Source organism: Sphingobium sp. TomMM7A, from assembly GCF_055397305.1.
This window is the reverse complement of the sequence record NZ_AP027312.1, coordinates 276,282-302,568: the sequence shown is the minus strand read 5'-3', so window position 1 is coordinate 302,568 and position 26,287 is coordinate 276,282. Positions and strand designations below refer to the sequence as shown.

Below are 26,287 nucleotides of genomic sequence, written 5' to 3'. Positions count from 1 at the left end.
AAAGCGCCGGCCTCAGCGCGGAAGAAGCTGAGGTCATCCGCAACCGCTACCTAGAATCCATCGGCCAACGCCTGCCCCGCTCCGCCGATCAGGACTCCATGCCCATCCCATGATGCTGCTCCGCCGCCTCCATCCGCTGTGGCACGACCGGCGCGCAGCCGTGGTGCCGATGGTTGCGGCATTCGGCGCCGTGCTGGTCGGGGCGATGGGCTTCGCCCTCGACGCGGGCCTCTATTATGCCGGGAGCCGCGACCTGCGCGCCGCCACGGAAAGCGCCGCCCTCGCCGCCGCCATGTATCCCGCGCAAGCAGAGGCGCGCGCACGCGCCAGCCTCATCCGCAACGGCTATGATCCCGCGATCCTGCGTTCGGTGGAACTTGGCCGCTATTGCGCCGACGCGGCCCTTTCCGCGCCCCAGCGGTTCGACGCCAGCTTCACCCGCTGCCCCGGCAATGGCCAGCCCAATGCCATCCGCATCCGCACCGGCAAGCCCAGCCGCCAGTTCTTCACCCGCGTCCTCGGTGGCGCCAATCCCATCCCCGAACTCGCCGCCACCGCCACCGCCGCGCGCATCGACGAAGCGGGTGTCGGCGTCAGCTCCGGCATCCTCACCGTCACCAGTTCGCTGGTGAACAGCGTCAACGACCTGCTCGGCGGGCTGCTTGGTATCCAGTTGCAGTTGGGAGCCAGCGACGTCCAGACGCTTATGGGCGGCTATGTCGATGCTGGCCGCTTCTTCGACGCACTGGCGCAGCGCGTCGGCGAAACGGGCACCTATGGCGCCCTGACCAGCCGCAGCGTGGGATTGCGCGACCTGATGCTGGCGGCGGCAAGCGCGGCCGACCAACCAGCCACCGCCGCCACCCTGACCCTCGTCGCAGGCCGGGTGAGCAATAGCTACTCCGTGCCTTTGCAGGGCCTGTTCGGCCTTGGCGTATGGAAGAACATGCCCGTCGGCGAGGCGGACGAGCAACCCGGCCTGCGCGCGGGACTGAACGCCTATCAGCTTTTCGCCTTCGCCGTTCAGGCGGGCAATGGCAGCATCGACCTGTCCGACGCCATCAGCCGCGTCGCATCGGGCAGCACGATCCGCCTCGCCGCCGTCGCGACCGGCCCGATCGACAGGCCGCGCTTCTCCTTCGGACCAGCGGGCGAGACGAGCGCCAGCACATCGGCGTTACGGTTGCAGTTGAACCTTGGCCTCAACCTCAACATCCTGGGGATCGGCGTCGAATCCGTCCCGTTGCTTATCGACGTCGCCGCAGCCCGTGCCGAAGTCAGCGCGATCGATTGCGCCAGCACGGCGGAGCAGGCGCGCGACAGCCGGGTGAGCATTCTGGCCAGCTCCGGCCTCGTCAACGCCTATATCGGTCAGGCGCCCGCCAACGCCATGAGCCGCCCGATGCCGCCGCTTTCCGCCAGCGACATAGCCCCCGCACGGATCCTGAGCGTCCTCAACCTCATCACCGCCGACGCCCGCGCGGTCGCGCAGCCGGTGATGGGCAATAGCGGAACGCTGCTTTTCGGGCCAGGCGGTCAGGGGACGATTGGCCGCCCCGGCACGCCCGGAACACCCGCCACCATCGGCAACGGGTCGCAAACGGGGCCACTGCTAACGTCCCTCACCAACAGCCTCAGCGGCCCGAACGGCCTTCAGGTGAAGCCGCTCAACCTCTGCATCTGGCCGGTCTGCGACACAGGCGCCACGCGGTCCCAGCTGCTCGGCGCAATCACCACCCCGCTGGCCGCGCTCATCGGCAACACCGCCGACCCGCTGCTCGACAACCTGCTCGCCGCGCTCGGCATCCAGCTTGGCCATGCGACCGTATGGGTCACGGGCGTCCGGTGCGGTGTGCCGGTGCTGATTTAAGGAGACCGGCGGCGCGGTCCCCTCCACGCGCCGCCCGATCATGACCGGAGGGATTTGAGGAGAAAGACGATGATCATTGATGTCGCACGAAAGTTCATGAAGCGCCTGGCGCGCGACGAAAAAGGCCTCACCGCCGTGGAATATGCCGTGCTGGGCGGCGTGGTCGTAGCCGCCATCTCTGCACTACGCGGCGACTTCACCGCAGCGCTGGACGGCGCCTTCACGTCCCTGTTCAACAGCGTCACCTAAACCCCCGATGAAAGCCCATCGCAGGAGGAGCCGCGCGCCCGCGTCCCGGCTCCTCCACTGTCAGAAGGGCATCGCGGCGCTGGAATTCGCGCTCGTCGCTCCAGCGCTGCTGATGCTCATCTTCGCGATCATCATCTATTCCTTCTGGTTCTCGGCCCTGCTCGGCGTCCGCCATGCCGCTGCGGAAGGCGCGCGCGCCGCGATGGCGGGGCTTTCCTCCAGCGAACGAGCCACACTGGCCCGCACCCGCGCACAGGCTGTCATCAACGGCTATGGCACGCTGCTTGGCTCGGGAGGGACGCCCGACATTCAGGCCGCGCCAGACGGCGTCGGGCAATTCAAGGTGCAGGTCCGCTACGACATGAGCGGGTCGCCGCTTATGCGCTACGCCACCTTTATCCCCTTGCCTTCGACCACGCTCGGCGCAACGGTGATCGTCACCAATGGCAGCTATTGACCGGCCCGGCTGCCCGCCCTGCCGTAACAGCTACGAATATCAACAATCCCCCTTTCCTTTTCGCCGACGGCTGCGTAACTGTCCGCTCTCGCCATGACGCGCGCGCAACATTGATTGTCCGCGCGTCGCGGGATGTCCGGAACGGCGATGAGCGCTAGTTCGGATGTCCGCGGGGTAGTTTAGGGCACGCTTTTGCACCCGCAAGAGACGCCGCCATGCAGGAGTTAGCCATGCTTTCAAAGGTCACGCTCGCCAATACCGACCTCTCGGTCAGCCGTCTGTGCTACGGCACCAACATGCTGGGCTGGTCGATCGACCAGGACCGCAGCAACGCGATCCTCGACAAGTTCCTGGAGCTTGGCGGCAATTTCGTCGACACCGCCCGTTCCTATGGCGACTGGATGCCCGACGCGCCCAAGGGCGCCAGCGAACGCGCCATCGGCGCCTGGCTGAAGGGCAAGAAGCGCGAAGACGTCATCGTCGCGACCAAGGGCGGTCATTTCGACATGCGTGCGGGCGACTATCGCAACCGCGTCAACGCCACCGACATCGGCAGCGACCTCAATGAGAGCCTTGAGCATCTGGGCGTCGACACGATCGACCTCTACTGGGTCCACATGGACAATCCGGAAACCCCGGTTGCCGAACTGATCGACTTCCTGAACGATGCCAAGAATGCGGGCAAGATCCGCTATTTCGGCGCATCCAACTGGTCGGACGCCCGCGTGCTCGAAGCCAATGAATACGCCAAGGCGAACGGCAAGGCCGGCTTTGTCGCCGTCGAACCCTTCTGGGGCCTCGCCAAGCCCAATGAAGAGGCTGCCACCGCTCAGGGCTACCAGATGTATTTCGAAGATCATGGCGGCAAGCTCAAGGATGCTGGCCTCGCCATCATCCCCTATTGCTCGCAGAGCCGCGGCTACTTCGCCTTCGCCGAAAAGGGCGAAGTTCCCGAGCATCTTCAGGGCTTCTATGACAACCCGGTCAACAAGGACCGTCTGGCCGCCGCCAAGGACGTCGCCGCCAAGCATGGCGTCAGCGTTTCGGACGTGGCGCTGGCCTATCTCCTGAACCAGCCGCAGCAGGTGATCCCCATCTTCGGCGCGTCCAGCCCGGCCCGTATCGAGGAAGCCGTCAAGGCCGCCTCGCTCACACTGTCGGCTGACGAAGTAGCGGCGCTGAAGATCGGCTGATCTTCCTCAGCGTAAAAGGAATGAAAGGGGGCGATCGGGTGATCGCCCCCTTTTTTATTGTTCATCCTGATCAAATTTGCGCGAAGCGATCAATCTGAAACGGATTGTACAAATTCTTACGCGATCACCATTATTTTTGCCTGACTAACCGCGAATGAAGCGGTAAAAGGCGATAAGACGATACGCATGTGGCAAATGTAGGAGATGATGATGACCGCTGCCCCTGCCCTCTCACAATCACGGTCGGGCGCAGCGCCTGCATCTCTCACCACGCCGGGCCAGATCGGCGCGCTGACCCTCCCCAACCGAATCATCGTCACCGCCATGGGCGTCAGCCTGGCCGAAGCAGACGGCACGGTCAGCCAGCGCCTGATCGATTATCATGTCGCACAGGCAAAGGGGGGCGCGGGCCTGATCATCATGGGCGTCACCGGCGTCGCTTGGCCAGTGGGCGCGGTTCAGCCCAACCAGACCGCAATCTCGGACGACCGCTTCCTGCCGGGCCTCACGAAACTCACCGAGGCCGTCCACGCAGCTGGCGGACGGATCGCGGCACAGCTTCACCATGGCGGCCTCGTCGCCGGGCATAGCGCGCAGGACGGCCATCCCCTTTGGGCTCCGGCCTATCCGCCCCCCTTTGCAGGCGACTTCCCCGACTATTTCCTGCCCGAAGAAATGGCGGCATTCGCTGGCGGCGTCGAACCGCAGGTGAAGGTTCTGGAGAAAGCCGACATAGACGTCGCCGTCCGCCAGTTCGCCGACGCAGCGCTCCGCGCCAAGCGCGCCGGAATGGACGGTCTGGAAATCCATGGCGGCCATGGCTACCTGCTCTCCTCCTTCGTCTCCCCCTCCACCAACACGCGCCAGGATGAATATGGCGGCGACGTGGCGGGCCGCGCGCGCCTGTTGCTGGAGGTCGTGCGCGCCGTTCGTGCGGCGGTCGGTCCCGACTTCCCGATGTGGGTCAAGATGGACTCGCGCGAACTGGGCAAGAAGAACGGCATCACCATCGACCATGCCCTGGAACTTGCGCCGCTGGTCGAAGCAGCGGGCGCCGACGCGCTCACCATCACCGCCTATCATGATGTGGGCCAGGGCAAACTTCATTCGGGCTCCAACATCCCGCACGAACCCGCCTTCAATCTGGAGGCCGCCGCCGCCATCCGGAAGGTCGTTTCCATCCCGGTGATCGCATCGGGCCGGGTGGAAATCGACCGGGGCGAAAAGGGATCGGCGCAGGGCGAATTCGACTTCCTCGCCATGGGCCGCAAACTGCTTGCGGACCCGGACCTGCCCCGCAAGCTGACGGAGGGCCGGGTCGCCGACATCCGTCCCTGCATCTACTGCTATACCTGCGTCAGCACCGCCTATCTGCGCGAACAGGTGCGCTGCGCCGTCCGATCGGAAACCGGCTATGAGGACCTCGATTGGTCCCCAGCCAAGGTTCCGGGCCATGTCGTGATCGTCGGCGGTGGCCCCGGCGGCATGGAGGCCGCGCGCAGGCTGGACCTTGCGGGCGCCAAGGTCACGCTCATTGAAAAGTCCGATCGTCTCGGCGGCACGCTGCGCTTCGCAGGTCTCGCCTATGAACCCAATGAGCGGCTGCTCAACTGGCTGCGCGACCAGATCGGCCAGTCTAAGGTCGATGTGCGCCTGAAGACGGTGGCGACCCCGGAACTGATCGCCAGCCTGATGCCCGACAAGGTCATCGTCGCGACCGGCGCTGTGCGCGACATGCCGCCGATCCCCGGCAATGATCAGGACTTCGTTCTGTCGGGCGACGACCTGCGCGGCATGATGCTGGGCGAGGACTCCGCTGAAATCCGCCGCAAGACTAGCTGGACGACCCGCGTCGCGACAAAGCTCGGCGCGGCAACCGGCGCAACCGCCAATCTTGATCTGGTGCGCAAGGCGACCCACGCCTGGATGCCGCTCGGCAAGCGCGTCGTCATCATCGGCGGCGAACTGGTCGGCGTGGAGCTGGCCGAATTCCTGATGGAACGTGGCCGAGAGGTAACGGTCATCGGCGAAGCCCCCCGGTTCGGCGGTGGCCTGCTGCTGGTGCGCCGCATGCGCCTGCTAGCCGAGCTGCGCGAACATGGCGTGGCCATGTTCCCCGGCGCGAGCGGCATCGCGATCGGCAAGAACAGCGTCACCTTCACCAGTGCAGACGGGGAGCAGAAGAGCATAGCTGCCGACCATGTGGTGGTTGCCATGGGCGCCCACGGCGACTCCACCCTCGCCAACGCGCTTCGCGCACAGGGCCATGATGTGGTGGAGGTCGGCGACGGCACCGGCGTCACCTACATCGAAGGCGCGATCCGTGGCGCGGCTGAAGCCGTAGCCGCCATGGGCCGCTGATCGGACTTTGAACGTCAAAGAAAAGGGGAGCGCCGCAACGCTCCCCTTTTTGTATCTAGGCGGCCCTTATCTTGACCACCTCTCCCCGTTCGCCCTGAGCCTGTCGAAGGGCTTTACTTCCTTTTAGCAGTGAAGGGCTTCGACAAGCTCAGCCCGAACGGATTTGAGGGATTAAAAACCCCTCACCGCTCAACCAATTCCGCCCCAGCCTCAACCCGATAATCCGCCATCACCGGCGCCGCCATGGCATCGGCAAACGCCTCATAGCTCCACGGCCAGCTTGCCGGAACGCCAGTCGCATCCAGATACCAGCTGTTACAACCCGATCCGAAGATCGTCGTGCGCGCCGCCGCGATGCGCCTTTCCTCATAATCCGCATGAGCGTCAGCACTCGGTTCAACCGTCCGCGCCTCTCCGGAGCGAAGGAGGTCCAGCAACTGATCAACATAGGCCCATTGCTTCTCCGCAATGTCGATCAGGGAGAAGTTGCCGACAGGTCCCGTCGGCCCATTCAACATGAAGAAGTTCGGAAAGCCCGGGATCGTCACAGCATAATAAGCGGTCGGACGAACGGACCACACATCGTCCAGCGAAACGCCATCGCGGCCCACCACCGTTGTCGGGCGGATGAAGCGGTCTGCATGAAAGCCCGTCGCCAACACCAGCGTATCGAATTCGTGCAGCCGCCCGTCCTCCATCCGTACGCCCTTCGCTTCCACACGGGCAATGCGGTCACGCTCCACCTCGACATTCGGGTGCTGGACGGCATCATAATAGGACCAGCTGTAGATCAGCCGCTTGCACGCCGCGCGATAATTGGGCCGCAGCTTTTCCTTCAGCTCAGGATCGCGAATGCTGTTTTCCAGATTGTCGAGGCAGTATTGCTCGATCGCCGCGATCTCAGGGCCATGCGTGTCCGTGATCGCGTGAGTAAAGCGGAAGATGTTGTCCCAATATTCCTTGTTGTTGCGAATGTCGTCGATCAACGCGGGATCACGACGGAATGCTTCCTTCTCTTCCTCGCTATACTGGAAATAGGGAACAGGCATGATCCACTGCGGCGACCGCTGGAAATGCACCAGTTTCGACGCACGCATATTGAGTGCCGTGATGATCTGCACGCCGGTAGACCCATTGCCGATCACACCGACCCGCGCGCCATCGACCGGTGCATCATCCTGCCAACGGGCACTGTGGAAAGCCCGTCCCTCGAAACTGTCCAATCCCTCAATATCGGGCAACTTGGGATGGTGCAGCACACCAGAAGCGGCAATCACGACCTCGGCCTCAACCTCTTCGCCGGTGATCAGCCCCAGCCGCCAGAGGCCAGCGCCCTCGTCCCAAGCCGTCGATATGACTTCGCTGTTGAAACGGACGTGCGGCATGATGCCATATTTGTCGGCCGTCTTTTCGAAATATCTCTGTATTTCACCGCCCTTGGCATAATAGGCGTCCCATTCCGCGTACGGCTCGAAACTATAGGTATAGGCGTGCGCTGGCACGTCGCAGGTAAGGCCCGGATAGCGGTTTTCCCGCCAGGTGCCGCCCAGGCGCCCGGCCTTTTCATAAACGGTGAAATCCTCGCCCGCCTGGCGCAGGCGGATGGCGGCAAGGATGCCCGCCATGCCCGCTCCAATAACGGCGAAGCGCAGACCTTTGCGGCCCTGATCGATGGACAAGTCACTCTCCTGTCGGTTGTGTTTCTGACCATTATGATGATGCGACGGGCAACGCCGCACATCATGCAAATGGATCAGGTCTTGACCGACAGGCGAAGATCAGCCCCGCGCAGCCTTCCGCCCGGCCTGCCGTCCGAAGAAAGTGCAGTCCGCAAGGCTAAGGCCGGAACTATAACCATGCCCCCATGCCGGAAGACCCGAAGTGCAGCGCCCCGCCGCGAACAGGCCCGCGACCGGCACGCCAGCCCGGTCCAGCACCTCGCCATCGGTCGATGTCCTCAAGCCCCCCAGCGTGAAGAAGCTGAAATAGCTGGTCGCGAAATTCAACTCCAGCGCCACGAACGGCCCCTGATCCAGGGGCATCAGAATCGGCGCGCGCTTGTGGAACAGCGGATCACGCCCCTCCCGCGCATGTTCATTATAGAAGGCCATGGTAGCCGACAGCGTGCCCGGCGCCATTTCCAGTTCGGCTTCCACCTCTTCCCAGCTGTCGCCAGTCCCCGCGATCGTCATCCCCGCCATGGGCAGCGGCTCGTCAAAATGGGCGATGTCGAGCAGCAGATATACTCGATCCCCCAACTGGTCGATCGCAGCGCGACTGACCCGGCCGTGATAGCAATCCTCATTGATGAAGCGCTGGCCCATCTGATTGACGAAAACGCCATAGGCCTGCGGCTCCGGCATGGTCCAGGGACAGGTTGTGAAGAACTGCTCCATATGGACGGCGTCACCGCCCGCGCTGACGCCCAGTTCGATCCCCACGCCATCATCCTGATCGCCGATCGGGCTGCTGATCTTGAACGTTTCCGGGCAATAACGGCGGCGCATATCTTCGTTGAAGGCAAAGCCGCCCGTGCAGAGGATAACGCCCTTCGCCGCCCGAACGAAGCGGTTGACATTGTCGATGCGCACGATGACCCCGACGACCCGCCGCGCTTCATCCTGCACCAGCGCCACGGCGCGGGCATCGGTCGTCACTTCAACGCCAAGCGCCTTCGCGCGAGCCTCCAGCAGATCGACCATCGGCCGCCCGCCGCCCCAACCCATATGCGCGATCACATGCCCGCGCGGCGCAGGCTTTGCCTTCTCGCAAAAGGGCCATGCCGCTTCGCTGCCCGACCAGATCAGGGTGGAATCGTCCGTCGGCTCGATATGCTTGCCGGGCAGATAATTGCCGCGATAGGGGATGCCCTGCTCCTTCAGCCAGGCATAGTGGCCGAGCGATTCCTGCGCATAAAGGTCGCACTTCGCCTCGTCCGCGCAAGGCCCGCCCGCCGCCTTCAGATAGGCGGCCATATCCTCCGTGCTGTCCTCGAACCCCGCCGCGCGCTGGGCATCCGTCCCACCGCTGCCGCCGATATAAATCTCACCGCCCGACAAGGCCGACGCGCCGCCACTGCCCGAACCACGTTCGAACAGCATGACCCGCGCGCCTCCCGCCGCCGCTTCGATCGCGGCGCACGCACCCGTCGCGCCAAAGCCGATCACCGCGACGTCGGTTTCGAAATCCCACCGTTCGACCTTGCTGGCGGGATAGGGGCGATGAAGCGAAATGTCGGTCACGAAAAACTGTCCTCTCCTTATGCGATCGGGGTCAGAAGGCCTTTGTCTGCCCCCCATCCACCATCAGCGTTTGGCCGGTGATATAACCTGCCGCGTCGCTTGCCAAGAATACGGCGGCTGCTCCGATATCTTTTTCGCAATCGCCGATACGCTTCAGTGAAACCTTGCTGATCTGCGTATCATAATCGGCGGGCGCCCATTCCTTCCACGCCATCACGCCCGGCGAATTGGCGAACGGGCAAATGATGTTCACCCGCACCGCCTCCGCGCCCCATTCGCTGGCCGCGATCTTGGAAATGGCGCGGATCGCTTCCTTCGCCGCGCAGTAAGACCCCTGCGTCGGGATCGCATCGAACGCCGCGCCTGTCGAGAAGTTGATGACCGACCCCTTGGCTCTAACCAGATGCGGATAGGCTTCACGCATCAACACGAAAGTCGGCCAGAAGCCGGTGTCGAAAGCCAGTTCCATGGCCTCGTCGGTCGTTTCGGCCATCGGCAACTGGCGCGAAGCCTGCGCCGCGTTCACCAGCACATCCAAACCGCCGAAATGCCCGACCGCCGCCTCGACGATCTTCGGCAACTCCGCCCGCTGCGCCAGATCGACGGCCATGAAATGCACCTCGCCTCCCAGCGCCCGCAATTCCGCCTCGGTCGCGCGGCCAAGCTCCTCCTCCCGATCGACGATCAGCACGCGGGCTCCCGCCTTGACGAAGGCCGTCGCCACACCTTTGGCCACCCCGCGCGCGCCGCCGGTTACGATCGCTGCCTTGCCTTCCAGTGCCTTCATGTCCTGCTCCGATCCACTCTCATTATGTGAAGTAGGCCCCGCCATTCACGGTCACGATGCTGCCCGTGGCAAAGCTGCCGTCATCGCCTGCCAGAAACGCCACGGCGCCCGCAATCTCGTCCGGATGGGCCAGCCGCTTCATCAGGCTATCCGCCGCGATCATGTCCTTCATCTCCGCAGGCAAAGTGGCATAGATCGGCGTCTCGGTTGCACCGGGATTAACCGCATTGACCCGGATGCCGCGATCCGCCAGCTCCCGCGCCATCGCCCGCGTCATGCCCAGCACTGCTGCCTTCGCCGCGCAATAAGGGATAGGCCCATCGCCCTTCACGCCAGACGTCGATCCGATGTTGACGATGCTCCCGCCAGTCCCCTGTTCCGCCATCAACCGAACCGCCGCCCGGCTGCATTTGAACGTACCGTCCAACGTCACGGCCAGCACGCCGGACCAGCCCTCATCCCCGCAATGGATCGTCTGATCGACAAAGGTCGTCGGCGCCTCGCCCCGCGCGATTTGCTCAGCCCGCTCCCCCTGCGCCGCATAATAGCGGTCCATGCCGTCGCCTGCCGCGCTACCCCGCCCGGCATTGTTGACCAGCACGTCGACGCCGCCCAGCGCCTCCTTCACCTGCGCAAAGGCCCTGTCCACTGAAGCTGTGTCCGCAACGTTGCAGGCAATCCCCACATGCGGCGCAGGCAGCACCGCGCCAGCCGCCGCCGCATCCAGATCAAGTATCGCGACCGTCGCCCCTTCGGCAGCGAGGCGCCGCGCAATAGCCGCACCAATCCCCTGCGCGCCGCCGGTCACGACAGCGCGTTTTCCTTTCAGCCGTTCCATGGAGATCAATCCTCTACTTCAGGACGCCAGGCGACGCCGTTCACATGCGCGCCACCATCGGCAAAGAGGGTGTTGCCGCTCATATAGCCGCCGCCCTCGCTAGCGAGGAACACCGCGATCGGACCAATATCCGCTTCCGCGTCGCCAAAGCGCCCGGCCGGAACCTGTTGCAGGATCGCCTGCGTCATCTCAGGATTGGCCGCGAAATAATCCTTAGCCTGCGGACTCGTCGCGGAAGGACAAATGGTGTTGCAGGTGATGCCATGCGGCCCCCACTCCACCGCCGCCGTCCGGGTCAGCGCCCGCATCGCTTCCTTGCTGGCATTATAGGCCACGGTGAACATGTGCGCGTTGACGCCATTCAGCGATCCCAGGTTGATCACGCGGCCATAGCCTTGCGCCTTCATGATCGGGAAAGCCGCCTTCATGGCCCAGAACACAGCATAATAGTTGAGGGCGAAGGATCCCTCCATATCCTCGTCGCTATGCTTCTCGATCCGCTTGGGGAAGCTGGCGCCCGCATTGTTGACCAATATGTCGAGCCGCCCGAACCGCTGGTGCACGGCCTCAACCATGGCTTCCACCTCGGCGCGCTGCGTCACATCGGTGCGGATGAAAAAAGCATCAACCCCATGCGTGTCGCGCAGATATTGCGCCTCTTCCTCGCCCTGATCAGCCTTGCGCTGCGCGATCGCGACATTCGCCCCGGCAGCGGCCAGCGCCCGCACGATGCCCTGACCAACACCCTGCCCACCCCCGGTGACGAGCGCCGTGCGCCCTTCCAGCAGCTTTGCCATATTACCTCTCCTTATAGTCTTGTGACCCTACCCGCCGCTCATGCGTCCAGCAGCGCATAATCCAGATAACCGACCCGATCGTCGCCACTGCCCGTGTAGAAGCTGGCCTTGTTGGCCTTGTTGAGCGCTGCCCCCGTCTGGAAACGCTCCACCAGATCGGGATTGGCGATGTAGAGATAGCCGAAGGACACGGCCTCGGCCTTCCCTTGCTCGACCACCGCCGAAGCCTTCTCCAGGTTCAGGCCGCCATTCTCGATCACCGCGCCGCTCCAGTTGGCGCGGACCAACTCCAGCGCGTCCTGCCCTTCGAGCGGAATGTGGATCAGATGGCAGTAGGCCAGGCCCATGCCGTCGATAGCGTTCAACAACGCCGCATAGGTTTCATGCGGGTTCGCATCATCCATGCCGTTGAACTTGACGCCCGGACAGATACGGAAGCCGACCCGGCCCGCACCCACGGCGTCGGCCAGCGCCTCCAGCAACTCGACCACGAAACGAATGCGGTTCTCCACCGACCCGCCATAGCGGTCGGTCCGGTGATTGCTGTTCGATGACAGGAACTGCATCGGCAGGTAACCGCTGGCGCAATGCAGCTCGATCCCGTCCAGACCAGCGGCGATCGCGTTGCGCGCCGCCGTCACATATTCCGCAATGACGCCGGGAATCTCATCCGTTTCCAGCGCGCGCGGCACGACCGTTTCCACCGGCACGCCGTCGGGTCCGGGGATCTTGTCCGGGCACTGAATGGCTGACGGCGAAATCGTCTCTGCGTCCGCATCCTTGTTCGCCTGCACGGCGGCGCGGCCGACATGCATCAGCTGCATGACGATCTTTCCGCCCCCGCCATGCACGGCGTCGGCGACCTTACGCCATCCTTCGACCTGCGCCGCGCTATGGATGCCGGGCGTCCGCCAATATCCCTTGCCGACGGGCGAAGGCTGCGTTCCCTCCGTCACGATCAGCCCGGCGCTTGCGCGCTGGCGATAATATTCGACCATGATGTCGGTCGGCACGTCGCCCGGCCCCGCCCGGTCGCGGGTCATCGGCGCCATGACGATCCGGTTGGACAGCGTAATGTCACCCAATGTCACGGGCGAGAAAATATCCGTCATAGCAAATCAGCTCCGTACGCGCGGCTTGGGCAGCGGAGCGCCGCGCCGCATCGTTTCAATGAATTTTTCCAGCGGCGCGGGCGCATCGACCGGGCCATCATGCGGCTGCCCATGCCGGTCCCAATAGCTTTTCCAGCTCGGGAACAGGTCGTGGAAACTGCCATGATAGGGCTGCACGCCCGGCCAGCGCATCTTGCGATCACCGATCGGCGGCTTGTTGAGGTCCGTCGCGTACCAATAAAGCGGCAAGCGGCGGCGGAAATACCAGCGGCCGTCGATCCGCTCATATTTATCGAAATACATCATCTGCATGATGACCCATTCGGCGCCGGTCTCATGCTCATTCTTTGAATAGACGACGCCCTGCGCATGGTCGGGATCGTCGAAATCGATGATGTGGCCGCCAATATGGTGGGACGTGCCATCAAACTGCATCGAATGGGTTTCGTCGAACCAGTCGCGCAGTTCCTTGCGCCCCTGCTTGCCGCCGCCGACCTTCACATCCTCAGGAAACAGGTTCACCCAGGCGTCGGAATCGCGCATGTCCAGCGCCAGCGAATATTTCGCGGCCAGCTGACGGATCGCATCCAGCGATTCCAGTCGGTCTATGCGCGCAATCAGGCTCTCGTCCGCCACCCTCTCGATCCTTTCTATTTGGACCGTTTGTTTCCCCTTTCTCCCTGCCTCTGGAAATGCCAGAATAGCTCAAAGGTCATGACAAAACGGCTCAACACCAAACATCTGTCGCGTCCGGTGGCGACGCGTGTCCCCGTCGCCATCGCCCGCGATCTGCTACGGCTGGTGGCGGAAATCGGCGTCGATCCGGCAGAGCTTCTCCGCCAAGCGAGCCTGTCCCACCTCATAGGGCCGCCGATCGGCGGAACCGCCGCGCAGCGCGGGCTTTCGCAGGATGATTTCACCCGCCTCTACGCCCATTGCACCTGGGCTCTCGATGCGCAGGCAGCCCGGCAGGAAGGACGCGAGCCTCTGACCAAGGCGGGGGTGGACATGCTCTGCCACTGCATCATCACCTGCCGCACATTGGCGGACGTGATCGATCGCACGGATCGCTTTTCCGAGCTTATCGGGCCACGCGCAGGGCGGCTGCGGCTGAAGGTCGATGACGGCGTCGCGCGGCTCGACATGGCGACCCCGCGCCAGATCAGGAACGCCAGCGCCTATGTGTCCGACCTTGCGGGCCTCTCCACCTATTACCGGCTATTCGGCTGGCTGATCGGCGAGGATATTCCGCTGCTCGGTGCGGCGATGCGCTACCCGCCCCTGCTGGACGAGCAGACCATTTCCTATCTCATGCCCGTGCCCATGCAGCATGGCGCACCGGAAAACAGCCTGCGTTTCCCCGCCAGCTATCTCGACCGCCCGGTCCTGCGCAGCCATCATGAACTGGAGCATCTGCTCGAACGCTTCCCCTTCGACGTCGAACAGCCGCAATCGCTGGACGCGCCCCTGTCGGAGCGCATCCAGCACATGTTCAGCGCCATGCTCGGAAGTGGCGAGGCGCCCGCAACCGCGTCCCAACTTGCCCGCCAGTTCAGCATCAGCGTCGCCACGTTGAAACGCCGCCTCGCCGATGAAGGCACATCACTGGTGCAACTCAAGACCGAAGCACGCCGCGCCCTCGCAACCCGGCTCCTGGACGACCCCCGCCTCACCATCACCGAAGTGGGCCGCCGCACGCAGTTCAGCGACACCGGCGCCTTCCGCCGCGCTTTCCAGCAATGGACAGGATCATCGCCTAGCCGCTGGCGCGAACTGCGCCAGGGCGGCCGGGAAACGCCGATCAGTAGCGGCTGATGATCTTCTCGGCAAAGCGGTTGAGATCGTCGATCTTCTCCTGCAACGGCTGACTATCTTCTTCCACCGCGTACAGATTGCGGAAAGAGGCGACGACATCAGTCACGCCCGCATCCTCCTGCCGACGAATCATATCCAGATCGACCTCCCCCATGGCCGAACCGAAGATGCGGAACGGGGCATCCTTGCGCCCAAGTTCCTCCCGATACGCCGCCAGCTTCTCCAACATCGGCAGCATCATATCCATGCCACCCCCCGCAAACATCCAGCCATCATTGCGCGCCGCGCGCTTCAGCGCAGGGTCGGAATGGCCGCCGATCAGGATCGGCACCGGCTTTGTCGGAACGGGATTGAGCTTCACCGGCGGCAAGTCGAAAAACTCGCCATGATATTCGAAATAGCCGCCATTGGTGAGGCCGCGCACGATATCGATGCACTCATCGAACCGCTTGCCCCGCCCTTCCCACGGCACGCCCATGACCGCATAATCTTCCGGCCATACGCTCAGGCCCACGCCAAAGTTGAAGCGGTTGTCGAACAAGGCCTCGATCGACGCCACGATCTTTGCGACATAGAGTGGCGGCCGCACCGGCAACTTCACGACATTGGTCGTCACCTCCAGCGTCTGCGTCGCGGCGAGCATCGCAGTCACATGGATGAACGACTCGAGGAACGGCTTGTTCTCCAGGAATTCGCGCCCGCCATCGTCGGTATAGCTATATTTGGTGCCGGAACTTTGCGGGTAGATCAGGCTATCGGGCACCGTGAACCCTGCATAGCCCGCCGCTTCGGCCGCCTTTGCCAGCGGCGCGTAATATTGGATCGCGGTCATCGACTCGCCCAGATGAAAGCGCATCGTCCTCTCCTTCCACATATTATTCTCAGGTCCGGCGGGCTGCGCCGATCAGACCCGATGCTTTCGACCTTATCCCTTCAGCGGGAAATTCAGTCAACTCCGCCTATGATCCGGTTCGTGCGCATTCGCGCTCGCTGCTACGCATATGTCGGCGTAAATGGCATACAGCGTTGCAAAAAGCGCATTGATCAATTGTTTTTTTCACCTATCCTATGCGCCAAAGCTGCACCCCGCATGACGGGCAGGCGGCCAAAGGATCAGGAAAGGAAAGAGGATGCTTCTCAAGGACAAGGTCGTGATCGTCAGTGGCGTTGGCCCCGGCATGGGTCAGGCGCTGGCCCGGATAGCCGCCGCCGAAGGCGCGAGCGTCGTGCTCGCCGCCCGTAACCAGGCCTTCCTCGATGAAGTGTGCAGCGACATCAAGGCAAAGGGCGGCAAGGCCATCGCCGTCCCCTGCGACGTCAGCGATGAAGCGCAGTGCAAGACGCTGGCCGAACGCGCCGCCGCCGAATTTGGCGGGCGCGTCCACGGCCTCGTCAACAGCGCCTATTTCCACGGCGACTGGTGCTTTGTCGATAATGCCGACCTGGGCGACTTCGCCAAGGCGTTCGACGTCAACTGCCTCGGCGCCCTTCGCCTCACGCGCGCCTGCGTCCCCTATCTGCGCGACGGCGGCGCGGTCGTGAACGTGTCCACCATGGCGACGGTCAATCCCTATGGCACCGAAGGCGGCATGGAAATGCCCTATGCGGTGGCAAAGGGCGCGCTCAACACGCTGGGCAAATATATGGCGTCCGACCTTGGCCGCCACGGCATCCGCGTCAACACCTGCCGCATGGGCTGGATTCATGGCGAGCCGGTCGAAGGCTTCATCGCCTCGCAGGTCGACGCCGGTTTCAAGCGTGATGACGTGATCGCGGGCGTCACCAAGAATATCCCCATCGGCATCATCCCACCAGAAGATGACTGCGCCCGCGCCGTGCTGATGATGATCTCCGACTATTCGCGCGTTGTCAGCGGGGCATCGCTGGACGTCAACGGCGGCCAGTGGATGGCGCCCTAATCGTCAAGGAGGTGCGCCCATGTTCAAATGCATCGCACTACTGAAACGCAGGCCGGATCTCTCGCGCGAAGACTTTATCGCTTATTATGAAACCCAGCACGCGCCCCTGATACGGCGCCTGCTGCCGGGCATAGTCGATTATCGGCGCAACTATGTGGAGCTGGAGGGCGCCTTCCTGTTTCCGGGCGCCGCGCCGATCGACTTCGACGTGATCACCGAAATCTGGCTCGCCGACCGCGAAGCCTATGACCGCTTCACCGCCGCCGCCGCGCAAGAGTACATCGCCAACCAGATCGCGCAGGATGAGGAAAACTTCCTCGACCGCACGGCAACGCGTATGCTGGTGGTCGATGAAAAAGGCGCAGACATGCCCAACGCCATCACCCTCCAGGCATTGCTGGACGAACGGGAAATCATACGAGGCCTGTCCCGCTTCGCCCGCATCCTCGACAATAAACAGTGGGACCGCTTGAGCGACGTCTTCGCGCAGGACATCAGCTTCGACTATGGCACCGGCGGCGACCAGCACGGTATGGCGGCGCTCACCGCCAACATGCGCCGCTTCCTCGACCGCTGCGGCGGCACGCAGCATCTCATCGGCAGCATCCTGGTCGATGTCGATGGCGACCGCGCGACGAGCCGATCCTATGTGCAGGCCCGGCACCAGCGGGCGAACGACCCCGCCGGACCCATTTTCGATTCCAACGGCGAATATGTCGATCAGTGGGAAAGGCGCGCCGAAGGCTGGCGCATCGTCCGCCGCGACGCGATCTGGGCCGCGCATACGGGCGACCCGATGATCCTGCACGCTGAACCCGGCAATCTCGGCTGATAAGTCAGGGCTTGAGCCCAACACCACTCCCTATCACCGTTCGGGCTGAGCTTGTCGAAGCCTTCTTCTTCTAAAGAGATGTGAAACCCTTCGACAGGCTCTGCACGAACGGATTTAAGCGTTTAAATAATGGATAGCGCCCTCACCTCACGCCACCTCGGCAAAGGGCAGACACACGCTGTCGAACCCCAGCACATGTGCCACGCGGCCCAATCCGACCCACGCCGCCACGCTATGCGCCAGGTCGACAATCTCCTCGTCGGAAAACAGCGCACGCGCCCGCTCCCAGAAATCCTCATCCTGCGCGATCGACTTCGGCTCCTGCGCAAAGCGCTCCGCAAATTCAATTGCCGTCCGCTCGCGAGGACTGAAGACAGGCGACGTCCGCCAATTCTCGATCGCCGCATAAAAGTCTTCATCCGGCGCTGATCCATTGTCGGCGACCGTATGCCCCGGCCGCTGCCCCGACGCGGCAAACATCGATTGAACGTCCCGCGCTGCGCGAAATTGCTGGCAGATGACACAACCGTTTATCTGCGCCGTCCGCGACCGCGCACCTTCAAATTCCCGCAGCGACAACAGGCTGTGCTGATACACCGCCTTGGAAAAGCCGCCCGCCGCACCCATGATCTCACGCGCATAATTACGCGATGCATAGCCATAGGGGTCGGCGGCATCCTGTTCGGGTAAGTCGATACGGATCATGGCATTTCTCCTTATGTCGCGGTCTTGTTGTTCACACGCCCGCTATTCAATCCACGCCCGGCGCACCGGGAAATTGTGCATAATATTGCCCGGTCAGCATGCCGCCATCCACGGCGATCTCCGCGCCCGCCAGATAGGATGCCTCGTCGCTCGCCAGGAACAGCGTCGCGCGCGCCACTTCCTCCGGCGCGCCGACACGTTGCAGCGGCACATTGCCGAACCGCTCGCTCACCTTTTCCCGCGTCGATCCGTCATGATTGGTCATCACCGTATCCACGCCGCCCGGATGCACCGAATTGACGCGAATGCCCCGATGACCAAGCTCCAGCGCAGCAACACGGGTCAGCCCCCGCACGCCCCATTTGCTGGACGAATAGGCGGCAAGTCCGTTCGCGCCCTTCATCCCATCGACGGAGGAAATGTTGACGATCGCGCCCTTGCCACGGGCGATCATCCCCGGCGCAACGGCCTTGATGCCCAGAAATTCGCCGGTCAAATTGACCTTCAACACCCGCTCATATTCGGCAAGGCTGGTGTCCAGCAGCGTGCGGAACAGCAATATGCCCGCATTGTTCACCAATATGTCGACCGGCCCCAGATCTGCTTCGACGGCGCCGACCAGTTCGGCCCAGCCCTGCTCGCTCGTCACGTCATGATGATAGAAGCGCGCCGCCTTACCCAGTTCGGTCGCCAGTTGCGTGCCGACCTCGTCCAGCACATCGGTGATGGCGACCTTCGCACCCTCCTCGACAAAGAGGCGGCTGGTGGCGGCGCCCATGCCGCGAGCGCCCCCGGTGATGATCGCAACCTTACCCCGCAAACGGCCCATTCGCCCTGCCTCTCCAAAAAATTTTCCGCACCGCGATACGCATTCTGGCGTTATTTCTTCGCAGGCATCTTGATACGCGTGGATAAACCGACGCAAGAACAAGGGCAACCGGAATCGGGCCTTGGTCTCAAAAGGCGCCACAAATCCCGGAAAGGAGGGCGCAGCGATGCTGTTGAAGGACAAGGTGATCGTGATCAGCGGCGTCGGCCCCGGCATGGGTCAGGCGCTCGCAAAACTCGCCGCGCAGGAAGGCGCAAAGGTCGTCATGGGCGCCCGCAACATCGATTATCTCGAACAGGTGCGCACCGAAATCGCGGATCAGGGCGGACAAGCCATAGCCGTTAAATGCGACGTCAGCGATGAAGGGCAATGCCGCGATCTCGCTGAAAAGGCGACCACGACATTTGGCGGGCGCATCCACGGCCTCATCAACAGCGCTTATTATCACGGCGAATGGACTTTCGTTGACAATGCGGACGAAGCCCAATGGGCCAAAATCTATGACGTCAACTGCCTCGGCGCACTGCGCCTGACACGCGCTTGCGTGCCCCATCTGAAAGGCGGCGGCGCGGTGGTCAATGTTTCGACCATCGGCACGCTTCGGCCCGCTGGCGGCGAACATGGCATGGAAATGGGTTATGCCGTGTCGAAAGGCGGCCTCAACGTCCTCACCAAATATATGGCCGCCGATCTCGGCCGGTTCGGAATACGAGTGAACAGCTGCCGCATGGGCTGGATATACGGCGCGCCCGTGCAAGCCTATATCGACTCCCTCGTGACGGAAGGAACCAGCGCGGAAGACGTCATCGCGGCCGTGACCAAGGACATTCCCCTCGGCATCATCCCGCCCCAGGATGACTGCGCCCGCGCGGTACTGATGATGCTTTCCGATTATGCGGCAGTCGTCACCGGCGCGGCGCTGGACGTAAACGGCGGCCATTGGATGGCGCCCTGACACGATCATGCGAGTGGCAGGGTCAGGCGAAGCTCGTCGCCGTCTACACCTGTTCGGAAAATATCAGGAAAGGCAGATCAAGCGGTTCATACTGGAAGCCCAGCATTGAAATCGCAGCGGTAATTTGGCCTCTGTGATGCGTGGCATGATTGAAGACATGGAGCAGCGCGCTTGACATCGGAAGCGCGCGAGCCTGCCCCGTCGTCATTATATAGCGAAGATCGTCAGCCAATGCGGCCTCGTCCAGATTATCGACATAGCCGCGCCAGCGGGTCGTTGCCGCGATCAAGCGGGACGCGAGTAGCGCGCGATTGCTCTCCAACTCTGCATCGAGGGAAAGAGCCGTTGTCTGCGCCTGCGTAAATCTCGGATACCAAATCTCGCTGTCTGTCAGCAGCAGATGATTGAGCGTTCCGTGGATCGATCCGAAAAAGAGGCCGCATGACTTATGGTAAGGTTCGTCGGGTATCGACGCCACGGCCTTCAAAAGGCGTTCAGTCGCCCAACCATGATAGCGCGCCATCTGCATGATCTGCATTTTGACAGAGGCGGCCATACAATCCCCAATTTGCCAGAAGCTGCAATTCTCCGGTTCGGAAGTGCCAGCTAGAGCATTTTCGAAGCAGATGGCGTCATCTGCTGGCTCGGAAAATGCGGAAAACAAAAGACAAATAGAGCGTGATCCGATCCGATCTGATCGGATCACGCTCTAGTCCTCAAATGGAGTGCAGGAGCAACGGTCGCGCCCCTGCCCTCGCGAACTCAAGCCGCAGCGGGCATCTCACCCCAGGCCAGATAACGCGGCGTACCATCCTCGCCAATCTCTTCGGTCAGGATGGACGTGACGCGGCTCACCGACTCCGCGATCCACCAGCGCCCGTCCTGCTTGCGATAGACATCCTGATATTCCACCGCAAGCCGGGTCACCGACCGCGTGGCGAGAATGATCGTCCGGAAATTGAGCGACCACAGCCCACGCGCTTCATCCGCGCTCACCAATTCAATATCCGCATTGGTCGCATGGTGAATGTCATAAACGCCGCCTGCCATCGCCATTTTCTGGAATATGGCGATAAACTCGTCGCGATCCGTGAATAGCGGGAAATTCTGGTAATCCAGCCTTATGCCCTGCGGCAGAAACGTCTCACGCAATTCGTCCACCAGCTTCAGGTCGCAGGCGCGCAGGTAACGCGCCTTCAACTGACGGATGGCGTTGACGTCCTCCAATGCCGTCACGCGGGCGGCAAGCTCTTCCAGATTGATCGACATGATACTCTCCTCAGGGGTTGAACCTCCCCCCGTTTTTCTGCGGTTGGACAGATCGACCGTCCCCGCCTGTTTTAGGGCGCTTCTCGCGTAATCTTTGCGATGCCAGCCTCATATTTCAAATTATGGACGGACACGGACGTTTCCACCCGCTGGACGCCCGGCATGGGCCGAATGCGCTCCGTCACCAGGTCGTTCAATTGCTCGATATTGGTGAACAGCCCCATCGCCAACAGGCTGTAACGGCCCAGCAGAACGATAACGCAGGTGATTTCCGGAATTTCGGATAGACGGCGCGCCAACTCCGACACATGGGATGGATCGGCATCGATCCCCATCATGCAAAGGTTCGGCGATCCCGCCATGCGGAAATCGGTGACGACGGTGAACTGGATCAGCCCTTCATTCTGCAACCGCTTGACGCGTGTGCGAATGGTGCCCTCCGTCACGCCCAGTTCGGCGGCGATGGCGCGGTTGGAAATGCGCGCGTCGCGGGCGAGCTTTTCGACGATCCCCTGGTCCAGCTTGTCCAGGCGTGCCCAATCGGCCTTCCCGGTCACAGCGGCACCACGTTGAATTCATATTTCACGATATCCACCGCCACCCCTGATGTGATGTGAACGACCCCGTCCACGCTGGCGATATGCTCGAACAACATCTCCTGCACCTCGCCAAAATCCCTCAGCGCGACGAGCAATTCCACATCATGGTCGCCGCTCATAACATTGACGCTCAGCACTTCGGGAAGATCGGCCAGATCGCGGCCAACCTCCTGAACATTGCGGCCCTGGACCTTCACGCCCAAGGCGATGATCACATTATAGCCATGGGCCGCAAAATCGGTGACGGCAACAACGCGCATCGCTTTCCCGTCGTCCATCTTTTGCAGCCGGGCTGAAACGGTGGCAGCGGTAACGGACAGCCGTTCTGCAATTTCCTGATTGGTTGCGCGGCCGTTGGTCCGGAGTATCTCTATGATATTCGTATCGAGAGTATCCAGCGATGGCGGCGTCGTTTTCCGCCCGCTTCTGATCTGCATTCTTGCCCCGCCTTCAAAAATGTAGCCGGTTTAATAGCGCGCACTTGCGGGCAGCACCAGTGTCAAAGCTGATGCCGCCGCAATTTGCGCGGCTATCTGCCGCTCATCCTACCGTGTTTCGGCGGGATGCAGCGCCTTGCGAAGGGCCGCGACCGCGTCGCGCTTCATCTGGCGGACTGGCGCGGCGTCGGGCGTCACGTCAAAACCGTGATAGGCCCCCGGATAGACGTGCAGTTCTGCCGCAACGCCTGCTTCGATCAGCCGCCGGGCATAATCCATGTCCTCCACCAGGAAGAGATCGAGCGCGCCCACGCAGATGAAGGCGGGCGGCAAACCAGCCAGGCTCTCCGCCCGCGCAGGTGCGGCATAGGGCGATACGTCCGCCGATCCGGGCTCCTTACCCAGCAGGGATCGCCAGCCAAAGACATTGGCCTGCGGCGTCCACACGAATGCGCCCAGATGTTCGGGCTGGCGAGTGATGCAGGTGCGGTCGTCCAGCATCGGATAGATCAGGTTCTGGTGCGCAATCGCCGGGCCGCCCCGGTCACGTGCCAGCAGCGCGAGGGCCGCAGCCAACCCGCCGCCCGCGCTCTCGCCGCGAATGGCGATCCTCTTGGGATCGACGCCCAGCTGCGCCGCGCCGTCATGCAACCATTGCAGCGCCGCGTAACAATCCTCGACCGCGCCCGGCGCCACCGTTTCCGGCGCGAGCCGATAATCGACCGAAACGACGAGGGCGGAAGCGGAAAGCGTAAGCTCGATGTTGGAAAGGTGATTGGTACGCACCGACCCCAGCACATAGCCGCCGCCATGGATATGCAGGATCGCGGGCAGAGTCCCTTGCGCATCGGCCAGACGATAGATCCTGACCAGCAGCTCATGCCCATCGGGCGCGGTGATCCGCTCCTCCCGCCATTCGACACCACTATCCTGCGGCTCGGGCGCCAGCGCGGTCATCTGCTCCATACCCTCGCGTATCACGGGCAGACTCTCGGCCGTGATGTCCAACGCCGGCATGAACTCCAACCCCGGCAACAGGGTGGGGTCGATCAAGTCACGCATCATACTCTCCTATTTTTCCTATTTTCCTATTTCTTGTTTTTCAGTGCGTTCTTTTCACCACTTCCTTCACGCAATCCACCGCCATTTGCGCCCGCATTTGCGGGTTGCTGCCTTGATCGATGGCGTTTTGCTGGGGTATTTCGACGCTGATTGGTGTGTTGGGATTGAGGGCGTTGACGAACTTGGGGATGTTGAACGCGCCTTGTCCGGGGAGTTGGCGCTGGATACCGGCTTCGCGTTCGATCTGGTCGGGATCGATGGTTGTTGGGCCGTCGGCTATCTGGGCGATGGCGATGGCGGGGTGGTTGAGGAGGGCGAAGCTGGTGTCTGGTTCGGGTCCACGCATGATGTGGAGGAGGTCGGCTGTGACCTTGATGTCGGATCGGCCGGAGCGGGCTATTTCCTCAAGGGCGGCGCTTAAGGTTTGGACCTGGGAGGGGGGATAAAATTCGATTGCGAGGGCGATGTCGAACGGGGCGGCGAGCTCGGCCAGTTCGACGAGCTTCTCGGTGCGGCGGATGGGATCGCGGTCGTAGCAGAGCACATTGGCGAGGGGCGCGCCGAGCGCGGCGCCGGCCTCGAGCGCGGGGATGAAGTCAGCGGGATTGGTGCGCCCCGCCATGGTGAAGGGGTAGACAAGGTCGACCGTGACCCCGGTGGCGGCGAGCGCGGCGCGGGTCTGGCGCAGCGCCTGGGGGTCGCGCACCAGGTCATAGGCGGGCATGGCGGGCAGCACCTCCATGGAATGGAGGAACGGGCAGATGCCTTCGCACCCCACCTCTGCGGCGATTTCGGCAAGCTGCCAGGGCGTGGTGTCGGTGACGGTGATATGGTCGAGCGACAGGCGCTTGTCGGCCATATCCTCTCCTCCTGTTATGTGTGAACCGGGCGCGGGGGCCGCGCCCGGCGGCGTGTCAGGCGGCGGCTTCGCGTTCCTTGACCATGTCGAGGGCGACGTCGACGATCATGTCTTCCTGCCCGCCGACCATCTTGCGACGGCCCAGTTCCACGAGGATGGTGCGGGTGTCGAGGCCGTAGGTTTCGGCGGCCTTTTCCGCATGACGCAGGAAGGAGGAATAAACCCCGGCATAGCCCAGCGCGAGGGTCTCGCGGTCGACCCGAACCGGCCGGTCCTGCAAGGGGCGAACCAGATCCTCGGCCGCGTCCATCAGCGCCATGACGTTGCAGCCATGGTTCCAGCCCTTGCGCTCGGCAGCGGCGATGAACACCTCGAGCGGCGCGTTGCCCGCGCCCGCACCCATACCGGTCAGCGAGGCGTCGATCCGCACCGCGCCGCACTGCGCCGCGACGATAGAGTTGGCGACGCCGAGCGAGAGATTATGGTGGGCGTGGATGCCGCGCTGGGTTTCGGGCTTCAAGACCCGGTCATAGGCTTCGAACCGGGCCTTGACCCCGTCCATGTCGAGCGCGCCGCCGCTGTCGGTCACATAGACGCACTGCGCGCCATAGCTTTCCATGAGGGCCGCCTGGCTCGCCAGCTTCTCCGGCTCGATCATGTGGCTCATCATCAGGAACCCCGAGACGTCCATGCCAAGATCGCGGGCGATGCCGATATGCTGTTTCGAGACGTCGGCCTCGGTGCAATGGGTCGCGACCCGCACCGAGCGCACGCCGATGTCATAGGCGCGGCGCAGTTCCTCGACCGTGCCGACGCCCGGCAGGATCAGCGTGGTGAGCACGGATTTGGTCAGCACCGAGGCGACCGCCTCGAGCCATTCCCAATCGGTATGCGCGCCGAAACCATAGTTGAAGCTCGCGCCATTGAGGCCGTCGCCATGGGCAACCTCGATCGCGTCGACCCCTGCGTCATCCAGCGCCTTGGCGATCGATTTCACATGGTCGATGCCGTACATGTGGCGGATGGCGTGCATGCCATCGCGTAGCGTCACGTCCTGGATATAGAGCTTGTCGCCCGCCTCGACGTTGAATGTGCTGGTCATGTCTTGATACTCCGTAGGCGCGCGCTTCAAGCGGCGACCGTCTTGCCCTGGGCGATGCGCTGCGCGAGCAGCTCGCCGGTCGCCTTGGCGGCGGCGGTCATGATGTCGAGATTGCCCGAATAGCTCGGCAGATAATCGCCCGCGCCTTCGACCTCGAGCAGGATCATGGTCTTGACCCCGGTGAACTCGCCGCGACCGGGGATGGTGAGCTTGTTGTTGTCGCCAAAGCGCTCGAACTGCACTTCCTGCTTGAGGCGATAGCCCGGCACATAGGCCTGCACCTTCTTGACCATCGCCTCGACCGAGGCGCGGATCGTCTCTTCATCCGCGCCTTCCGACAAAGTGAACACCGTGTCGCGCATGATCATCGGCGGTTCGGCGGGATTGAGGATGATGATCGCCTTGCCCTGCGCCGCGCCGCCGACCTTTTCGATGGCGCCTGCGGTGGTGCGGGTGAACTCGTCGATATTGGCGCGGGTGCCCGGACCCGCCGAGCGCGAGGAGACCGACGCGACGATCTCGGCATAATGGACGGTCGCGACCTGGGAGACGGCGGCAACCATCGGGATCGTCGCCTGCCCGCCGCAGGTCACCATGTTGACGTTGCCAGCATCGAGATTGGCTTCGCCGTTGACCGTCGGGATGGTATAGGGGCCGATCGCGGCGGGGGTGAGGTCGACCACCTGCTTGCCGTCCTTGCGCAGCGCTTCGTCATGGACCTTGTGGGCATAGGCACTGGTCGCGTCGAACACGATGCCGATCTCAGGGTAGACGTCCATCTTCATGAGGCCTTCCAGCCCCTCATGGGTGGTGGCGACGCCGCGCTCGCGCGCCATGGCGAGGCCCTCGGACGCCTCGTCGATGCCGACCACGGCCACCAGTTCCATATTCTGCGGATATTTGATCATCTTGATCATGAGGTCGGTGCCGATATTGCCCGACCCGATGATCGCCGCCTTGACCTTGCCCGTCATTACTTACTCCTCACGGCATCGCCC

Annotated in this window: 27 protein-coding genes; 9 read left to right on the top strand and 18 right to left on the bottom strand. The window is 62.9% G+C overall.

Features of this window, described 5'->3' with window-relative positions:
• Positions 1 to 109: 109 nt before the first annotated feature.
• The 5 genes from ACZ5ZH_RS14190 to ACZ5ZH_RS14170 all read left to right on the top strand — a co-directional run bounded on the left by ACZ5ZH_RS14190 (position 110) and on the right by ACZ5ZH_RS14170 (position 6,130).
• Positions 110 to 1,870, top strand: coding sequence for a TadG family pilus assembly protein (locus tag ACZ5ZH_RS14190; protein WP_464772730.1), 1,761 nt, complete (start codon positions 110 to 112; stop codon positions 1,868 to 1,870).
• Between the two features lie 69 nt (positions 1,871 to 1,939).
• Complete coding sequence (locus ACZ5ZH_RS14185) at positions 1,940 to 2,119, top strand: Flp family type IVb pilin (protein ID WP_449468804.1); 180 nt, start codon at positions 1,940 to 1,942, stop codon at positions 2,117 to 2,119.
• A gap of 7 nt (positions 2,120 to 2,126) precedes the next feature.
• A complete protein-coding gene (locus ACZ5ZH_RS14180) occupies positions 2,127 to 2,576 on the top strand; it encodes a TadE family protein (RefSeq protein WP_464772729.1) in 450 nt (149 codons plus the stop codon).
• A gap of 230 nt (positions 2,577 to 2,806) precedes the next feature.
• A complete protein-coding gene (locus tag ACZ5ZH_RS14175; protein WP_464772728.1) occupies positions 2,807 to 3,769 on the top strand; it encodes an aldo/keto reductase in 963 nt (320 codons plus the stop codon).
• 204 nt (positions 3,770 to 3,973) lie between these two features.
• On the top strand, positions 3,974 to 6,130 hold the full coding sequence (locus ACZ5ZH_RS14170) for an oxidoreductase (RefSeq protein WP_464775250.1): 2,157 nt from the start codon (positions 3,974 to 3,976) through the stop codon (positions 6,128 to 6,130).
• A gap of 182 nt (positions 6,131 to 6,312) precedes the next feature.
• Here the strand turns inward: ACZ5ZH_RS14170 and ACZ5ZH_RS14165 are convergent, their stop codons facing one another.
• From ACZ5ZH_RS14165 to ACZ5ZH_RS14135, 7 genes are all read right to left on the bottom strand, one after another.
• Complete coding sequence (locus ACZ5ZH_RS14165) at positions 6,313 to 7,809, bottom strand: flavin-containing monooxygenase (protein ID WP_464772726.1); 1,497 nt, start codon at positions 7,807 to 7,809, stop codon at positions 6,313 to 6,315.
• Positions 7,810 to 7,908: 99 nt separating this feature from the next.
• Positions 7,909 to 9,372, bottom strand: a complete 1,464-nt coding sequence (locus tag ACZ5ZH_RS14160; protein WP_464772725.1) for an FAD-dependent oxidoreductase — start codon at positions 9,370 to 9,372, stop codon at positions 7,909 to 7,911.
• Between the two features lie 31 nt (positions 9,373 to 9,403).
• Entirely contained in the window at positions 9,404 to 10,159 is a 756-nt protein-coding gene (locus ACZ5ZH_RS14155) for an SDR family NAD(P)-dependent oxidoreductase (RefSeq protein ID WP_464772724.1), read from the bottom strand.
• Between the two features lie 22 nt (positions 10,160 to 10,181).
• Positions 10,182 to 10,997 (bottom strand): SDR family NAD(P)-dependent oxidoreductase, encoded by an 816-nt coding sequence (locus ACZ5ZH_RS14150; protein ID WP_464772723.1) that lies wholly within the window; start codon positions 10,995 to 10,997, stop codon positions 10,182 to 10,184.
• A gap of 5 nt (positions 10,998 to 11,002) precedes the next feature.
• Positions 11,003 to 11,794 (bottom strand): SDR family NAD(P)-dependent oxidoreductase, encoded by a 792-nt coding sequence (locus tag ACZ5ZH_RS14145; RefSeq protein ID WP_464772722.1) that lies wholly within the window; start codon positions 11,792 to 11,794, stop codon positions 11,003 to 11,005.
• Positions 11,795 to 11,832: 38 nt separating this feature from the next.
• Entirely contained in the window at positions 11,833 to 12,906 is a 1,074-nt protein-coding gene (locus ACZ5ZH_RS14140; RefSeq protein WP_464772721.1) for an alkene reductase, read from the bottom strand.
• Between the two features lie 6 nt (positions 12,907 to 12,912).
• Positions 12,913 to 13,542, bottom strand: coding sequence for a nuclear transport factor 2 family protein (locus tag ACZ5ZH_RS14135; protein ID WP_460988744.1), 630 nt, complete (start codon positions 13,540 to 13,542; stop codon positions 12,913 to 12,915).
• A gap of 78 nt (positions 13,543 to 13,620) precedes the next feature.
• On the opposite strand from ACZ5ZH_RS14135, the gene ACZ5ZH_RS14130 reads away from it, so the two are divergent.
• On the top strand, positions 13,621 to 14,721 hold the full coding sequence (locus tag ACZ5ZH_RS14130) for a helix-turn-helix transcriptional regulator (RefSeq protein WP_464772720.1): 1,101 nt from the start codon (positions 13,621 to 13,623) through the stop codon (positions 14,719 to 14,721).
• Here the strand turns inward: ACZ5ZH_RS14130 and ACZ5ZH_RS14125 are convergent.
• Positions 14,708 to 15,577 (bottom strand): LLM class flavin-dependent oxidoreductase, encoded by an 870-nt coding sequence (locus ACZ5ZH_RS14125; protein ID WP_464772719.1) that lies wholly within the window; start codon positions 15,575 to 15,577, stop codon positions 14,708 to 14,710. The two genes, ACZ5ZH_RS14130 and ACZ5ZH_RS14125, sit on opposite strands and share 14 nt — an antisense overlap.
• Before the next feature lie 274 nt (positions 15,578 to 15,851).
• On the opposite strand from ACZ5ZH_RS14125, the gene ACZ5ZH_RS14120 reads away from it, so the two are divergent.
• Both ACZ5ZH_RS14120 and ACZ5ZH_RS14115 read left to right on the top strand, forming a co-directional pair.
• The gene (locus ACZ5ZH_RS14120; protein WP_460988738.1) at positions 15,852 to 16,640 is read left to right on the top strand and encodes an SDR family oxidoreductase; all 789 of its coding nucleotides are present in this window, start codon (positions 15,852 to 15,854) and stop codon (positions 16,638 to 16,640) included.
• A 19-nt stretch (positions 16,641 to 16,659) separates the two neighbouring features.
• On the top strand, positions 16,660 to 17,472 hold the full coding sequence (locus ACZ5ZH_RS14115; protein ID WP_464772718.1) for a nuclear transport factor 2 family protein: 813 nt from the start codon (positions 16,660 to 16,662) through the stop codon (positions 17,470 to 17,472).
• A 147-nt stretch (positions 17,473 to 17,619) separates the two neighbouring features.
• Here the strand turns inward: ACZ5ZH_RS14115 and ACZ5ZH_RS14110 are convergent, their stop codons facing one another.
• Both ACZ5ZH_RS14110 and ACZ5ZH_RS14105 read right to left on the bottom strand, forming a co-directional pair.
• The gene (locus ACZ5ZH_RS14110; protein ID WP_464772717.1) at positions 17,620 to 18,177 is read right to left on the bottom strand and encodes a carboxymuconolactone decarboxylase family protein; all 558 of its coding nucleotides are present in this window, start codon (positions 18,175 to 18,177) and stop codon (positions 17,620 to 17,622) included.
• Positions 18,178 to 18,223: 46 nt separating this feature from the next.
• Positions 18,224 to 19,006 (bottom strand): glucose 1-dehydrogenase, encoded by a 783-nt coding sequence (locus tag ACZ5ZH_RS14105; protein ID WP_464772716.1) that lies wholly within the window; start codon positions 19,004 to 19,006, stop codon positions 18,224 to 18,226.
• A 166-nt stretch (positions 19,007 to 19,172) separates the two neighbouring features.
• Here ACZ5ZH_RS14105 and ACZ5ZH_RS14100 point away from each other — a divergent pair, with 166 nt between their 5' ends.
• On the top strand, positions 19,173 to 19,961 hold the full coding sequence (locus ACZ5ZH_RS14100) for an SDR family oxidoreductase (RefSeq protein ID WP_460988732.1): 789 nt from the start codon (positions 19,173 to 19,175) through the stop codon (positions 19,959 to 19,961).
• 43 nt (positions 19,962 to 20,004) lie between these two features.
• Here the strand turns inward: ACZ5ZH_RS14100 and ACZ5ZH_RS14095 are convergent, their stop codons facing one another.
• The 8 genes from ACZ5ZH_RS14095 to ACZ5ZH_RS14060 all read right to left on the bottom strand — a co-directional run bounded on the left by ACZ5ZH_RS14095 (position 20,005) and on the right by ACZ5ZH_RS14060 (position 26,263).
• Entirely contained in the window at positions 20,005 to 20,517 is a 513-nt protein-coding gene (locus ACZ5ZH_RS14095; RefSeq protein WP_464775249.1) for a DinB family protein, read from the bottom strand.
• A gap of 206 nt (positions 20,518 to 20,723) precedes the next feature.
• Positions 20,724 to 21,230, bottom strand: coding sequence for a nuclear transport factor 2 family protein (locus ACZ5ZH_RS14090; RefSeq protein ID WP_449468775.1), 507 nt, complete (start codon positions 21,228 to 21,230; stop codon positions 20,724 to 20,726).
• Between the two features lie 71 nt (positions 21,231 to 21,301).
• On the bottom strand, positions 21,302 to 21,787 hold the full coding sequence (locus ACZ5ZH_RS14085; RefSeq protein WP_464772714.1) for an Lrp/AsnC family transcriptional regulator: 486 nt from the start codon (positions 21,785 to 21,787) through the stop codon (positions 21,302 to 21,304).
• Positions 21,784 to 22,266 carry an Lrp/AsnC family transcriptional regulator gene (locus ACZ5ZH_RS14080; protein WP_196227017.1) on the bottom strand — a complete coding sequence of 161 codons (483 nt, stop codon included), beginning with the start codon at positions 22,264 to 22,266 and terminating at the stop codon, positions 21,784 to 21,786. Before ACZ5ZH_RS14080 ends, ACZ5ZH_RS14085 begins: the two co-directional genes overlap by 4 nt.
• Positions 22,267 to 22,374: 108 nt before the next feature.
• Positions 22,375 to 23,331, bottom strand: a complete 957-nt coding sequence (locus ACZ5ZH_RS14075; RefSeq protein ID WP_464772713.1) for an alpha/beta hydrolase — start codon at positions 23,329 to 23,331, stop codon at positions 22,375 to 22,377.
• A gap of 37 nt (positions 23,332 to 23,368) precedes the next feature.
• The gene (locus ACZ5ZH_RS14070) at positions 23,369 to 24,187 is read right to left on the bottom strand and encodes a sugar phosphate isomerase/epimerase family protein (RefSeq protein WP_464772712.1); all 819 of its coding nucleotides are present in this window, start codon (positions 24,185 to 24,187) and stop codon (positions 23,369 to 23,371) included.
• 55 nt (positions 24,188 to 24,242) lie between these two features.
• Positions 24,243 to 25,289, bottom strand: a complete 1,047-nt coding sequence (gene dmpG / locus ACZ5ZH_RS14065) for a 4-hydroxy-2-oxovalerate aldolase (protein ID WP_464772711.1) — start codon at positions 25,287 to 25,289, stop codon at positions 24,243 to 24,245.
• A gap of 26 nt (positions 25,290 to 25,315) precedes the next feature.
• The gene (locus tag ACZ5ZH_RS14060; RefSeq protein WP_464772710.1) at positions 25,316 to 26,263 is read right to left on the bottom strand and encodes an acetaldehyde dehydrogenase (acetylating); all 948 of its coding nucleotides are present in this window, start codon (positions 26,261 to 26,263) and stop codon (positions 25,316 to 25,318) included.
• Between the last annotated feature and the right edge of the window lie 24 nt (positions 26,264 to 26,287).

Excerpts from the sequence above, each read along its gene's own strand:
- ACZ5ZH_RS14115 (WP_464772718.1), top strand. The coding sequence starts at position 16,660 with ATGTTCAAATGCATCGCACTACTGAAACGCAGGCCGGATCTCTCGCGC.
- ACZ5ZH_RS14150 (WP_464772723.1), bottom strand. The coding sequence starts at position 10,997 with ATGGAACGGCTGAAAGGAAAACGCGCTGTCGTGACCGGCGGCGCGCAG.
- dmpG (WP_464772711.1), bottom strand. The coding sequence starts at position 25,289 with ATGACCAGCACATTCAACGTCGAGGCGGGCGACAAGCTCTATATCCAG.
- ACZ5ZH_RS14100 (WP_460988732.1), top strand. The coding sequence starts at position 19,173 with ATGCTGTTGAAGGACAAGGTGATCGTGATCAGCGGCGTCGGCCCCGGC.
- ACZ5ZH_RS14105 (WP_464772716.1), bottom strand. The coding sequence starts at position 19,006 with ATGGGCCGTTTGCGGGGTAAGGTTGCGATCATCACCGGGGGCGCTCGC.
- ACZ5ZH_RS14125 (WP_464772719.1), bottom strand. The coding sequence starts at position 15,577 with ATGCGCTTTCATCTGGGCGAGTCGATGACCGCGATCCAATATTACGCG.
- ACZ5ZH_RS14170 (WP_464775250.1), top strand. The coding sequence starts at position 3,974 with ATGATGATGACCGCTGCCCCTGCCCTCTCACAATCACGGTCGGGCGCA.
- ACZ5ZH_RS14070 (WP_464772712.1), bottom strand. The coding sequence starts at position 24,187 with ATGGCCGACAAGCGCCTGTCGCTCGACCATATCACCGTCACCGACACC.
- ACZ5ZH_RS14180 (WP_464772729.1), top strand. The coding sequence starts at position 2,127 with ATGAAAGCCCATCGCAGGAGGAGCCGCGCGCCCGCGTCCCGGCTCCTC.
- ACZ5ZH_RS14145 (WP_464772722.1), bottom strand. The coding sequence starts at position 11,794 with ATGGCAAAGCTGCTGGAAGGGCGCACGGCGCTCGTCACCGGGGGTGGG.
- ACZ5ZH_RS14155 (WP_464772724.1), bottom strand. The coding sequence starts at position 10,159 with ATGAAGGCACTGGAAGGCAAGGCAGCGATCGTAACCGGCGGCGCGCGC.
- ACZ5ZH_RS14120 (WP_460988738.1), top strand. The coding sequence starts at position 15,852 with ATGCTTCTCAAGGACAAGGTCGTGATCGTCAGTGGCGTTGGCCCCGGC.
- ACZ5ZH_RS14185 (WP_449468804.1), top strand. The coding sequence starts at position 1,940 with ATGATCATTGATGTCGCACGAAAGTTCATGAAGCGCCTGGCGCGCGAC.
- ACZ5ZH_RS14190 (WP_464772730.1), top strand. The coding sequence starts at position 110 with ATGATGCTGCTCCGCCGCCTCCATCCGCTGTGGCACGACCGGCGCGCA.
- ACZ5ZH_RS14095 (WP_464775249.1), bottom strand. The coding sequence starts at position 20,517 with ATGGCCGCCTCTGTCAAAATGCAGATCATGCAGATGGCGCGCTATCAT.
- ACZ5ZH_RS14080 (WP_196227017.1), bottom strand. The coding sequence starts at position 22,266 with ATGCAGATCAGAAGCGGGCGGAAAACGACGCCGCCATCGCTGGATACT.
- ACZ5ZH_RS14140 (WP_464772721.1), bottom strand. The coding sequence starts at position 12,906 with ATGACGGATATTTTCTCGCCCGTGACATTGGGTGACATTACGCTGTCC.
- ACZ5ZH_RS14075 (WP_464772713.1), bottom strand. The coding sequence starts at position 23,331 with ATGATGCGTGACTTGATCGACCCCACCCTGTTGCCGGGGTTGGAGTTC.
- ACZ5ZH_RS14090 (WP_449468775.1), bottom strand. The coding sequence starts at position 21,230 with ATGTCGATCAATCTGGAAGAGCTTGCCGCCCGCGTGACGGCATTGGAG.
- ACZ5ZH_RS14130 (WP_464772720.1), top strand. The coding sequence starts at position 13,621 with ATGACAAAACGGCTCAACACCAAACATCTGTCGCGTCCGGTGGCGACG.
- ACZ5ZH_RS14110 (WP_464772717.1), bottom strand. The coding sequence starts at position 18,177 with ATGATCCGTATCGACTTACCCGAACAGGATGCCGCCGACCCCTATGGC.
- ACZ5ZH_RS14175 (WP_464772728.1), top strand. The coding sequence starts at position 2,807 with ATGCTTTCAAAGGTCACGCTCGCCAATACCGACCTCTCGGTCAGCCGT.
- ACZ5ZH_RS14060 (WP_464772710.1), bottom strand. The coding sequence starts at position 26,263 with ATGACGGGCAAGGTCAAGGCGGCGATCATCGGGTCGGGCAATATCGGC.